Source organism: Streptomyces sp. NPDC126510 (genome assembly GCF_040302345.1).
Lineage (GTDB): Bacteria > Actinomycetota > Actinomycetes > Streptomycetales > Streptomycetaceae > Streptomyces.
The window spans coordinates 184,191-196,789 of the sequence record NZ_JBEORR010000004.1; the positions used below are offsets into that span (position 1 = coordinate 184,191).

At 72.8% G+C, this 12,599-nt stretch carries 9 protein-coding genes; 7 read left to right on the forward strand and 2 right to left on the reverse strand.

The genetic code is table 11. The annotated features are described in order from the left end of the window. Position 1: 1 nt before the first annotated feature. Entirely contained in the window at positions 2-2,125 is a 2,124-nt protein-coding gene (locus ABTX60_RS06615; protein ID WP_352095949.1) for a molybdopterin oxidoreductase family protein, read from the reverse strand. 393 nt (positions 2,126-2,518) lie between these two features. Between ABTX60_RS06615 and ABTX60_RS06620 the strand changes: the two genes are divergently transcribed. From ABTX60_RS06620 to ABTX60_RS06630, 3 genes are read left to right on the forward strand one after another with little or no spacing between them, the layout of a single operon-like run. Beyond that, complete coding sequence (locus tag ABTX60_RS06620) at positions 2,519-4,039, forward strand: amino acid adenylation domain-containing protein (RefSeq protein WP_352095950.1); 1,521 nt, start codon at positions 2,519-2,521, stop codon at positions 4,037-4,039. Further along, positions 4,036-5,292, forward strand: coding sequence for an FNR domain-containing protein (locus tag ABTX60_RS06625; protein ID WP_352095951.1), 1,257 nt, complete (start codon positions 4,036-4,038; stop codon positions 5,290-5,292). The genes ABTX60_RS06620 and ABTX60_RS06625 overlap by 4 nt, the downstream gene beginning before the upstream one ends. 33 nt (positions 5,293-5,325) lie before the next feature. Continuing rightward, positions 5,326-6,093, forward strand: coding sequence for an enoyl-CoA hydratase-related protein (locus ABTX60_RS06630; RefSeq protein ID WP_352096170.1), 768 nt, complete (start codon positions 5,326-5,328; stop codon positions 6,091-6,093). 63 nt (positions 6,094-6,156) lie between these two features. On the opposite strand, the gene ABTX60_RS06635 is transcribed toward ABTX60_RS06630, so the two are convergent. Further along, complete coding sequence (locus tag ABTX60_RS06635; RefSeq protein ID WP_352095952.1) at positions 6,157-6,855, reverse strand: SanA/YdcF family protein; 699 nt, start codon at positions 6,853-6,855, stop codon at positions 6,157-6,159. A 214-nt stretch (positions 6,856-7,069) separates the two neighbouring features. Here ABTX60_RS06635 and ABTX60_RS06640 point away from each other — a divergent pair, with 214 nt between their 5' ends. The 4 genes from ABTX60_RS06640 to dnaG all read left to right on the forward strand — a co-directional run bounded on the left by ABTX60_RS06640 (position 7,070) and on the right by dnaG (position 12,599). Beyond that, complete coding sequence (locus tag ABTX60_RS06640; RefSeq protein WP_352095953.1) at positions 7,070-7,837, forward strand: sirohydrochlorin chelatase; 768 nt, start codon at positions 7,070-7,072, stop codon at positions 7,835-7,837. A gap of 117 nt (positions 7,838-7,954) precedes the next feature. After that, complete coding sequence (locus tag ABTX60_RS06645; RefSeq protein ID WP_352095954.1) at positions 7,955-9,232, forward strand: deoxyguanosinetriphosphate triphosphohydrolase; 1,278 nt, start codon at positions 7,955-7,957, stop codon at positions 9,230-9,232. 134 nt (positions 9,233-9,366) lie between these two features. After that, positions 9,367-10,632 (forward strand): NAD(P)/FAD-dependent oxidoreductase, encoded by a 1,266-nt coding sequence (locus tag ABTX60_RS06650; protein WP_352095955.1) that lies wholly within the window; start codon positions 9,367-9,369, stop codon positions 10,630-10,632. Between the two features lie 47 nt (positions 10,633-10,679). After that, positions 10,680-12,599 (forward strand): DNA primase, encoded by a 1,920-nt coding sequence (dnaG, locus tag ABTX60_RS06655; RefSeq protein WP_352095956.1) that lies wholly within the window; start codon positions 10,680-10,682, stop codon positions 12,597-12,599.

Here is a 12,599-nt window from a genome sequence, read left to right on the forward strand (position 1 = left end):
CCTACCGCTCGACGGCCTCCAGCCGCACCGCGCACGCCTTGAACTCCGGCATCCGGGAGGTCGGGTCGAGCGCGGGGTTGGTCAGGGTGTTGGCGCGGCCCTCGCCCGGCCAGTGGAAGGGCATGAAGACGGTGTCGGGCCGGATGGCGTGCGTGATCCGCGCGGGCGCCACCGCCCGGCCCCGCCGCGACACGACGGCCACCGGGTCCCCCTCGGCGGCTCCGAGCCGGGCCGCCAGCCGCGGGTGCAGCTCCACGAACGGCCCGGGCGCGGCGGCGTTCAGCTCCGCCACGCGCCGGGTCTGCGCCCCGGACTGGTACTGCGCCACGACCCGCCCGGTGGTCAGCAGCACGGGGTATTCGTCGTCGGGCTCCTCGGCGGTCGCCCGGTGCGAGACGGGGACGAAGCGGGCCCGGCCGTCCGGCGTGGCGAAGCGGTCGAGGAAGAGGCGGGGCGTGCCGGGGTGCGCGGCCGGTGCCTCCCCGCCGGCAAGGCCTTCCACGCCCGCGTCGGACGGCTCCGCCGGGCAGGGCCAGAACACCCCGTTCTCCTCCGCCAGCCTCCGGTACGTGATCCCCGAGTAGTCCGCCGCCCCGCCCGCCGACGCCCGGCGCAGCTCCTCGAAAACCTCCTCCGGGTCGGTCGGGAAGCCCTTCTCCACGCCCAGGCGGGCGGCGAGTTCGTGCAGCACCTCCAGGTCGCTGCGGATGCCCTCGGGCGGGGTGATCGCCCGGCGCCGCAGCAGCACCCTGCCCTCCAGGTTCGTCGTCGTGCCCGTCTCCTCGGCCCACTGGGTGACCGGCAGGACCACGTCCGCGAGTTCCGCCGTCTCCGACAGCACCACATCGCAGACCGCGAGGAAGTCCAGCGACCTGATGCGCTCCTCGATGTGCGCGGCACGCGGCGCCGACACCACCGGATTGGACGCCATCAGCAGCAGCGACCTGATGTCGGTGCCCAGCGCGTCCAGCAGCTCGTACGCGCTGCGCCCCGGCCCGGGCAGGCTGTCCGGGTCGACGCCCCACACCTCGGCGACATGCGCCCGGGCCGCCGGGTCGTCGAGCTTGCGGTAGCCCGGCAACTGGTCGGCCTTCTGGCCGTGTTCACGCCCGCCCTGCCCGTTGCCCTGGCCGGTCAGGCAGCCGTACCCGGACCGCGGGCGGCCCGCCCGGCCGGTCGCCAGGCACAGGTTGATCCACGCGCCCACCGTGTCGGTGCCCTTGGACTGCTGCTCGGGCCCCCGGGCGGTGAGCACCATCGCCGACTCCGGCTCGCAGAACAGCCGTACGACTTCGCGGAGTTGAGGAACGGACACCCCCGTGATCCGCTCCACGTACTCCGGCCAGTGCGCCATCGCGGCGGCCCGGGCGTCCTCCCAGCCGGCCGTGCGTTCCCCGACGTACTCCTCGTCGACCCGGCCCTCGGCGATCACCAGGTGCAGCAGGCCCAGGGCGAGGGCCAGGTCCGTGCCCGGCCGGGGCGCCAGGTGCAGGTCCGCCTGCTCGGCGGTCTTCGTGCGGCGCGGGTCGATGACGATCAGTGTGCCGCCGTTCTCCTTCAACTCGGTGAAGAACCGCAGCGACGGCGGCATGGTCTCCGCGAGGTTCGACCCGACGAGGATCACGCAGCCGGACTTCGGGATGTCCTCCAGCGGGAAGGGCAGCCCGCGGTCGAGCCCGAACGCCTTGATGCCGGCGGCCGCCGCCGACGACATGCAAAAACGCCCGTTGTAGTCGATCTGTGAGGTGCCGAGCACGACCCGCGCGAACTTGCCGAGCGTGTACGCCTTCTCGTTGGTCAGTCCGCCCCCGCCGAACACCCCGACCGCGTCCGGCCCGTGCTCCGCGCGTGTGCGGCCCAGCCCCGCGGCGATCCGGTCCAGTGCCTCGTCCCAGGAGGCGGGCACCAGCGTGCCGCCCTCGTCGCGCACCAAGGGGGAGGTCAGACGCACGTTCCGGGCGAGCACCGCCGCCGCCGTACGCCCCTTGCCGCACAGGGCGCCCCGGTTCACCGGGAAGTCCGCGCGCTCGCTCACCTCGACGGTCCCGTCCGGTGCGGGTGTCAGGTTCATCCCGCACTGCAGGGCGCAGTACGGGCAGTGCGTGGGCGTCGCGGTGTTCTGCATGCCATTCAGCGTGCGTCGGCCGTGTTACGCCCGGGACGGTTCCCTGTTACGCGGCCGGGACGGCAACCTCCCCGCCCTCGCCACGTCCGCGTGAGGCAGGAGCCCCTGGCCTGGTGAAGCACAGGCCCGGCCTCCTTCACGTCGTCGCCGACCGGCACGGACGTTGCCCATGGGACGAAAAACGGCACATGTGGCTCATTGCGTTCCTTTCTTGGCCGATCCGGCCTTGTTGAGAGTTGAATCAGCCGCACTACGCTCTCGCTACGCGCAGCGCTCGCACGACTCCGCACGGCGTTCGACACCCGGGCATGCCCGCCGCTCACGGCTGCATCCACCCGCGGCCGGCCCGCGGGTGGCAATCCGACCTCGAAACAGCCAGGAGGCCACCCGATCATGCCTCTGCGCCACTTGACCCCCCGCGACCAGCACCTCTTCCGGCAGTACGGCCGAGGCCCCACCGTCCCCGTCCCCGACCCGCTCCTGCACCACGCCGTCACCCGGCACGCCACGGCCACCCCGCACGCCGTCGCCGCCGAACACCAGGGCGCCCGCATCACCTACGGCGAACTCGACCGGTACGCCGACGCCCTCGCCGCCCGCCTGGTCCGCGAGGGCGTCCGCCCCGGCGACCACGTCGGCCTGTTCGTCCGCCGCTCGATCCCGATGCTGGTCGGCCTGCTCGGCATCCTGAAGGCCGGCGCCGCCTACGTCCCGCAGGACATCGGCCTCGCACCTCCCGCCCAGCTCGCCCACGTCATCCGCACCGCCCGGACCCGGGTCGTCCTCGCGGTCGCCGGACACGCCCATCGCGTGCCCCTGCCCGACGGCCATCTGCTGCTCCCGCTCGACGAGCCCCTGCCGTACGCCCCGGCCCCGCGCGCCCCCGTCACCGGCGACGACGGCGCCTACGTCCTGTTCACCTCCGGCACCACCGGCCGCCCCAACGGCGTGAAGGTCACCCACCGCAACGTCGCCAACCTCCTGCTCACCGCCCCGGGCTACCTCGGTGTCCGGCCCGGCGACCGGGTCGCCCAGCTCCTCAACATCGCCTTCGACATGGCCGCCTGGGAGATCCTCGGCTGCCTCACCCACGGCGGGACCCTCGTCATCCGCGGCAAGGACATCGCCGCCGCGGCCCGCACCGCCGACGTGCTGATCGCGACCCCGACCGTGCTGTCCGGCCTCGACCCGGACGCCTGCCCCCGGGTGCGCACGGTCGCCGTCGCGGGGGAGCCCTGCCCGCGCCCGCTGGCCGACCGCTGGGCCCGCCGGGCCGCCTTCTTCAACGGCTGCGGCCCGACCGAGACGACGATCGTCAACACGATGAGCCGCCACGCCCCGTCCGCCCCGCTGCTCACCATCGGCCGCCCCACCCCCAACAACACCGTCTACGTCCTCGACGCCGACCGCCGTCCCGTGCCGGTCGGGGAGCCCGGCGAGATGTGGGCCGGCGGCGACTGCGTGTCCGCCGGCTACCTCGGCGACGACGCCCTCAACGCCGAGCGCTACGCCCCCGACCCCTTCCTCGGCGGCGGCCGGCGCATGTTCCGCACCCGTGACCTCGGCCGCTGGACCCCCGACGGCGAGCTGGAGCACCTCGGCCGGACCGACGACCAGGTCAAGGTGCGCGGCTTCCGCGTCGAACTGGACTCCGTCTCCTCGGTCCTGGAGTCCGCGGCCGGCTGCACCCGGGCCGTCACCCTGAAACGCGACGCCCGCACCCTGGTCTCCTTCGTCTGCCCCGCGGACGTCGACCCGGAAGCCGCCCGCCGCGCCGTCGCGGACGCCCTGCCCTACTACTGCGTCCCGGAGCGGATCCTGCCGCTGGCCCTCCTCCCCGAGACCGACCGCGGCAAGGTCGACAAACAGGCGCTGCTGCACATGATCGAGGAGCGCGTGGCGGTGGCGCGATGACCACGTCCCCGCCCCGCGACCAGCAGGCCACCGGCGAACTCCCGCCGCTCCTGCCCGGCCCCCGCCGGCTGCTCAAGCACCCCCGCCTGATGCACTACAACCGGCTGGCGGCCCTGGTGCTCCTGGCCAACACGGCCTTCGGGTGGATCGGTTGGCCCTTGTCCGCCCCCACCCTCGGGCACGCGGCCCTCGCCAACCTCGCCCTCGCCGTCGTCGTACGCCAGCAGTACGTCGTCAACCTCTTCTTCCGGCTGGCGACTTCGGCGCCGACCACCTGGCCGCTGCGGGTCCGCTGGACGCTCGGCAAGGTGTACCACTTCGGCGGACTGCACGTCGGCGGGGCGCTGGCGGGCACGGCCTGGTTCCTGGCCGCGACGATCACGGCACCCGACGGCCCCGCCAGGACCGTCGGCTGGACCCTCATCGCCCTTCTCACGCTCGTCGTCACCACCGCCCTGCCGCCCTTCCGTTCCCGCCGGCACGACCACTTCGAGAAGATCCACCGCTTCGGCGGCTGGGCGGCCCTGGCCCTGTTCTGGACGCACACACTGCTGTCCGCACCCGGCCCGTGGCAGGTCGGCGTACTCGCGGTGGTCACCTTCAGCGTCGCCCTGCCCTGGCTGCGGCTGCGCAAGGTGGACGTTCACCTCGAACGCCCCTCCTCGCACGTCGTGCTGGCCCGCTTCGACCACGGCGAGACCCCCTTCGCGGGCTCCTCCACCGCGATCAGCCGCAGCCCGCTGAAGGAATGGCACTCCTTCGCCAACGTTCCCGCTCCCGGCGAGTCCGGCTTCCGGCTCACGATCTCCCGGGCCGGCGACTGGACCGGCTCCTTCATCGACGACCTGCCCCGGCAGGTGTGGGTCAAGGGCATCACCACGGCCGGCGTCGCCAACATCGAGGTCCTGTTCACCAAGGTCGTCTACGTCGCCACCGGCAGCGGCATCGGCCCCTGCCTGCCCCACCTGCTCGCCGCCCAGGTGCCCTCCCGGCTGGTCTGGGCGACCCGCGACCCCCGCGCGACCTACGGCGACGCCCTGGTCGACGAGATCCTCGCCGTCCAGCCGGACGCCCGGATCTGGGACACCTCCCGGCACGGCAAGCCCGACATGGTGCGCCTCGCCCACGAGGCCTGCCGGGACTTCGGCGCCGAGGCGGTCATCTGCATCTCCAACAAGAAGCTGACCTGGCAGGTGGTCCACGGCCTGGAACGGCGGGGCATCCCGGCGTACGGCGCGATCTGGGACTCGTGACCGCACATGTGATCTCCCGGAAGGAGACGGATGATGAACCATCTGAAGGTCGAACGGCACGGCCGTGTGGTGACCGTGCGCCTGCACCGCCCGCATGTCCGCAACGCGCTCAGCAGTGAGCTCCTCGCCGAACTCCTCGACCTCCTACGGCCGTTGGACTCGGACCCGGATACCGGCTGCTTCGTCGTCACCGGCTCGGACACGGTCTTCGCGGCGGGCGCCGACATCAGGGAGATGGCGGGGAGGTCGGCCGTCGACATGGCCGCCGAGGACTACTTCGCCGCATGGGAGGACTTCGCCGACCTCCGCACCCCGAAGATCGCCGCTGTCAACGGACATGCTCTCGGCGGTGGTTGCGAGCTCGCGATGATGTGCGACCTGGTCGTCGCGGGGGAGTCGGCGGTCTTCGGCCAGCCCGAGATCAAGCTCGGCGTGATCCCCGGCATCGGCGGCACCCAGCGGCTGACCCGGCTCGTCGGCAGGGCCACGGCCATGGACCTGGTCCTCACCGGCCGCACCATGGACGCGCGGGAGGCTGGACGCTGCGGTCTCGTCTCCCGCGTGGTCCCGGACGACCGCGTCCTGCCCGAGGCCCTCGAAGCGGCGGCGGCGATCGCCTCGTACGGCGGCGCGGCGGTCAGGGCGGCCCGCGAGTGCGTCGACCGGGCCCTCGAAACCGGTCTGCGCGACGGAATCCGCTTCGAACGCCGCGCCTTCCACGCCTTGTTCGCCACCCACGACCAGAAGGAGGGCATGACGGCGTTCCTGGAGAAGCGCCCCCCGCGCTTCCACGGACACTGACGCGGACCCCGACACGGACCCTGACACCCACCGACCGGCCGGGGGCGCCCGCCCCCGGCCGCGTCACCCGCGAGGATCTCCGGCCGTCGCCAGCGCCCGCTCCACACCCGGCTCCCGTGGCCCGAGGAACCGCGGATCCGGACGGAACACCGCGTCCAGCGCCGCCTTGCCCGCGGCGAAGATCTCCCGGGTGCCCCCGTAGTACCAGGTCGCGTCGTGTACGGCGTCCACCCCGACCCCGTACGAGGAGACCCCCGCCGCCTCGCACAGCGCCACCGCCCGCCGGATGTGGAAGCCCTGACTGATCAGCACGGCATGGTCCACCCCGAAGATCTTCTTCGCGCGCACGCAGGAGTCCCAGGTGTCGAACCCCGCGTAGTCGCTGACGATCCGCCCGTCGGGCACCCCGTGCCGCGTCAGGTACGCGCGCATCGCGTCCGGCTCGTCGTAGTCCTCCCGGCTGTTGTCCCCGGTGACGAGCACCACCTCGACGCGCCCCTCCCGGTACAGCTTCGCGGCGGCGTCGAGCCGGTGCGCGAGATACGGCGAGGGCTCGCCCGCCCACAGCCCGGCACCGAACACCACCGCCACATCGCTACGCGGCACATCCGCCACCGTACGCAGCCGGTCACCCGCCACGGCGTACATCCAGGTCGCCGGAAGCAGCGCCAGCACACACCCGGCCATCACGGCCTGCACCAGCCGCCGCTGCCCCCGCCGGGTACGCGGCAGCCGCGGTCTTCGGAACGTCACACGAGGCATCGGACGGGTCCCTCCCCAGGTCGGCCCCTCGACAGTCAGGGACGTCCTCCTGGGCCGCCCGGTTCATCCGCAGCCGCGTGATCAGCTTCACTCCATTCACGGAAACCGCAGGTCAGGGCACCTCACACAATCATGTCCCGCATGGTGAACCGCTGGAAAACACCCGTGACGCCCATGCAACGGGAAGGCAACGCGCCGCCGCCACCATCGGTGCATGCCCAGTCAGCTCAGCCTCGTCCCGCCGCCCGCCACGCGCCGCCCGGCCCCGCCCGCCCTCGTGGTCGTGGCCCACGGCAGCCGCGACCCCCGCGCGCTGAGCACCGTGAGCGCACTCCTCGACCGGGTCCGCGCCCTGCGCCCCGACGTGCCCGTGCACCTGGGCCACATCGAACTCAACGCCCCCCTGCTCCCCGACACCCTCGCGGCCCTCGGGGACGCGGAGGCGGTCCTCGTCCCCCTCCTCCTCAGCCGCGGCTACCACGTCAAACAGGACATCCCCGAGATGGCCGCCGCCTCCCGGGCCCGCACCCACCTGGCCGCCCCTCTGGGTCCCCACCCGCTCCTGGTCGACGCCCTCCAGGCCCGCCTCACGGAAGCCGGCTGGGGCGGGACCCCCCACCGCACCAGCGCGGTCGTCCTCGCCGCAGCGGGCTCACGCGACCCGGACGCGAGGACGGACACGGGCCGCACGGCCCACCTCCTGGCGACCCGCCTCGGCGTCCCGGTCATCCCGGCCTACGCCTCGGCCGCCACCCCCACGGTCCAGACCGCGGTCCGCACCCTCCTGGCAAGGGGCCGCCGCCACATAGCCCTGGCTTCCTATTTCACGGCCCCGGGCCGCTTCGCGACGGAGTGCGCCCAGGCGGCCCCGTGGATAGCGGCGTCCCCCCTCGGCACCCACCCCGCCATGGCCCAGCTCCTCCTCCACCGCTACGACGAAGCACTGAGGGCGGCGGCCGAACCGGTACTGGCCTCGGCCTGAAATCGCCGGCGGGAACATGCCCCCAAGGGGCGCGGGGAACTGCGCGACCAGCCCGAAACAACCCGCACCCGCCCGAGATCAGAGCCCGGCACACGCAGACGCGCTTACTGTCGTCACATGGACGGCACTGCACCAGACACCACGGCCTACGACCCGACGTCAGTCGACCGCTGGGCCCCCGAACCAGACAAACGCCCCGGCCGCACAGCCTTCCAACGCGACAGGGCCAGGGTCCTCCACTCCGCCGCCCTACGACGCCTCGCCGGCAAAACCCAAGTGGTGACGCCCGGCACCCTGGGCCCCGCCTGGGACGCCAGCCCCCGCACCCGCCTCACCCACTCCCTCGAGTGCGCCCAGGTCGGCCGCGAACTCGGCGCGGCCCTCGGCTGCGACCCCGACCTCGTGGAAGCCGCCTGCCTCTCCCACGACCTGGGTCACCCGCCCTTCGGCCACAACGGCGAACAGGCCCTCAACGAGTTCGCGTCGGACTGCGGAGGCTTCGAGGGCAACGCCCAGTCCCTCAGGCTCCTCACCCGGATCGAGCCCAAACGGTTCACCCCGGAGCGCTCCGTCGGCCTCAACCTGACCCGCGCCGCCCTCGACGCCGCCACCAAGTACCCCTGGCCCCGCGGGGCCCACCCCACCGACCCGGCCTCGAACAAGTTCGGCGTCTACGAGGACGACCGCCCCGTCTTCGACTGGCTCCGCAAGGACGCCCCCGGCACCCGCACCTGCTTCGAGGCGCAGGTCATGGACTGGTCCGACGACGTGGCCTACTCGGTGCACGACGTGGAGGACGGCCTGCACGCCGGCCACATCGACCCGAACTGCCTGCACGCCGACCCCGAACGCCGGGACGTCTTCCAGGTCGCCCTCGGCCGGTACGTCCCCGCCGGCACCGACCCCGCCGAGCTGGCCGAGGCCCTGGACCGGCTCCTCGCCCAGGAGTGGTGGCCGCACGGCTACGACGGCACCGCCGTCGCCCAGGCCCGCCTGAAGGACGCCACCAGCCAGCTCATCGGCCGCTTCTGCCTGGCCGCCGAGACCGCCACCCGCACGGCGTACGGCGCCGGACGGCTCACCCGGTACGCCGCCGAGCTCGTCGTCCCGCGCGAGACCCGGATGGAGTGCGCCGTCCTCAAGGCCGTCGCCGACCTGTACGTCATGCAGCGCGCCGAGCAGGAGCGGCTGCGCGCCGACCAGCGGATCGTCGTCGCCGAACTGGCCGAGGCGCTCACCGCCCGCGCCCCGGACGGGCTGGACCCGCAGTTCCGCGCTCTGTTCGACCGGGCGGAGGGCGACCGGGCGCGCAAGCGGGTGATCGTCGACCAGATCGCCTCCCTCACCGACACCTCCGCCCGTTCGCTTCACGCCCGTCTGACGGGGCAGGGATGAGACTGACGCGACGGGCGGGACGCGAGCATCCCCGAATGTGACCCTCCGTGGCCTGATCGGGTCACTCCCTCTTCCCGCATCACGCTCCGTGCGGGACGCTCGCAAGTGGCGACACCCTGACGAGGAGGCACCAAGTGGTCGACGCGGATCAGACATTCGTCATCGTCGGAGGCGGCCTGGCCGGCGCGAAGGCGGCCGAGACGCTCCGGGCGGAGGGCTTCACCGGCCGCGTGATACTGATCTGCGACGAACGCGACCACCCCTACGAGCGTCCGCCCCTGTCCAAGGGCTACCTCCTCGGCAAGGAGGAACGGGACAGCGTCTTCGTGCACGAACCGGCCTGGTACGCGGCCCACGACATCGAGCTCCACCTCGGCCAGACCGTCGACGCGATCGACCGCACGGCCAAGACGGTCCGCTTCGGCGAGGACGGCACCGTCGTCCGCTACGACAAGCTGCTCCTGGCGACCGGCGCCGAGCCCCGCCGCCTGGACGTCCCGGGCACGGACCTGGCCGGCGTGCACCATCTGCGCCGCCTCGCCCACTCCGAGCGCCTCAAACAGGTCCTGACCAACCTCGGCCGGGACAACGGACACCTTGTCATCGCCGGTGCCGGCTGGATCGGCCTGGAGGTCGCGGCGGCGGCCCGCGAGTACGGCGCCGAGGTCACGGTCGTCGAGCACGGGCCGACCCCGCTGCACGGCGTGCTGGGACCGGAGCTCGGGGGGCTCTTCGCCGAGCTGCACCGCGAGCACGGGGTGCGTTTCCACTTCGGCCGGCGGCTGACGGAGATCGTCGGCCAGGACGGCATGGTCCTCGCGGCCCGCACCGACGACGGCGAGGAGCACCCGGCGCACGACGTGCTGGCGGCGATCGGCGCGGCCCCCCGGGTCGCTCTCGCGGAGGCGGCCGGGCTGGAGATCGCCGACCGGGCGCGGGGCGGCGGCATCGTGGTCGACGAGCGGCTGCGCACCTCCGACCCCGACATCTACGCGGCCGGCGACGCGGCCTCCTTCCACCACGCCCTGTTCGCCACGAGCCTGCGGGTGGAGCACTGGGCCAACGCGCTCAACGGCGGCCCGGCGGCCGCGCGCTCCATGCTGGGCAGGGAAGTGACGTACGACCGGGTGCCCTACTTCTTCTCCGACCAGTACGACCTGGGGATGGAGTACTCCGGCTGGGCGCCCGCGGGCTCTTACGACCAGGTGGTGATCCGCGGGGACGCCGGCAAGCGCGAGTTCATCGCGTTCTGGGTGAAGGACGGCCGGGTGCTGGCCGGGATGAACGTGAACGTGTGGGACGTCACGGACAAGATCCAGCGCCTGATCCGCTCCAAGGCGAGGGTGAACACGGAGTCCCTGGCGGACCCGCACGTGCCGCTGGACAGCCTCGCCTCATAGCCGCCGGGGCTGTCAGGGGTGTCGGTCCGCCACCGTAGACTTCACGCGTGGCAGGACGGATCAACGACGAGGACGTGAAGGCGGTACGGGACGCGGTCCCGATCGACGCCGTGGTGTCCGAGTACCTCCAGCTGCGCAACGCGGGCGGTGGGAACCTCAAGGGTCTGTGCCCGTTCCACGACGAGAAGTCCCCGTCCTTCCAGGTCAGCCCGAGCAAGGGGTTCTTCCACTGCTTCGGCTGCCAGGAGGGCGGCGACACCATCACGTTCGTGATGAAGATCGACCACCTCTCCTTCTCGGAGGCGGTCGAACGCCTGGCCGGCCAGGCGGGCATCACCCTGCGCTACGAGGAGGGCGGCTACAACCCCTCCCACCAGCGCGGCGAGCGGATCCGCCTGGTGGAGGCCCACAAGATCGCCGCCGACTGGTACGTGGAACAGCTCGCCACCAGCCCGGAGGCCGACGCCGGCCGCCAGTTCCTCGCCGATCGCGGCTTCGACCAGGCCGCCGCCCAGCACTTCTCCGTCGGCTACAGCCCCCAGGGCTGGGACCACCTCACGCGCTTCCTGCGCGGCAAGGGCTTCACCGACAAGGAGCTGATCCTCTCCGGCCTCTCCCAGGAGGGCCGCCGCGGCCCCATCGACCGCTTCCGCGGACGCCTGATGTGGCCCATCCGCGACATCGGCGGCGACGTCGTCGGCTTCGGCGCCCGCAAGCTCTACGAGGCGGACAACGGCCCGAAGTACCTGAACACGCCCGACACGGCGATCTACAAGAAGTCCCAGGTCCTCTACGGCATCGACCTGGCGAAGAAGGACATCGCCAAGGCGTCCCGCGCGGTCGTCGTCGAGGGCTACACCGACGTCATGGCCTGCCACCTCGCCGGTGTGACGACCGCCATCGCCACCTGCGGCACCGCCTTCGGCGGCGAGCACATCAAGATCCTCCGCCGGCTGCTCATGGACAACGGCTCGGCCCGGGTCATCTTCACCTTCGACGGCGACGCCGCCGGCCAGAAGGCCGCCCTGCGTGCCTTCGAGGACGACCAGAAGTTCGCCGCCGAGACGTACATCGCCATCGCCCCGGACGGCATGGACCCCTGCGACCTGCGCCTGGTCAAGGGCGACGAGGCCGTCGCCGACCTCGTCGAGCCCCGCACCCCCCTCTTCGAGTTCGCGCTGCGCCAGATCGTGAGCCGCTACGACCTCGACACCCCGGCGGGCCGCGCCTCCGCGCTGGACGAGGCCGCCCCGATCGTCGCCCGCATCAAGAACAGCGGCGCCCAGCACGAGGTCGCCGTCCAGCTCGCCGGCATGCTCGGCATCCTCGACACCCAGTTCGTGGTCAAGCGCGTGGCCCAGCTGGCCCGCTGGGCCCGCGACCGCGGCGGCAAGGGCCCGGCCCCGGAGCGGCACCACCAGGGTCAGCAGTACGCCGGCCCGCCCGGGCCCGCCGCCCCCCGCGGCCCCGCCCTGAACCTCCGCAACCCCGTCTTCGCCACCGAGCGGGAGCTTCTCAAACTCGCCCTGCAGCGCCCCGAGCTGGTCTCCCCGGCCTTCGACGCGTACGGGGTGGACGAGTTCACCGCCCCGCCCTACGCCGCCGTCCGCCTGGCCATCCAGGACGCGGGCGGCGCCGAACAGGGCGTCGCAGACCCCCAGGACTACCTGGTCAGGGTTCGCGAGGCCGCCCCGGACGACGCGGTCCGCGCGATGGTGACGGAGCTCGCCGTCGAGGCGATCTTGCTGCACAAGGGCGTGAAGGGGGCCGACGAGGTGTACGCGGGAGCCCAGTTGGTGACGGTCCGCCGCCGGGCCGTGGAGCGCCGCATCCGCGACATCACGAGCCGGCTCACCCGCCTGGGAACCCACGGCGACCCGGCCGAGCTCGCCGCCGTGCAGAACGAACTGTGGGTCCTCCAGCAGTACGACCAGACCCTCCGGCAACACGGCGCCGCCGCGCTCTGA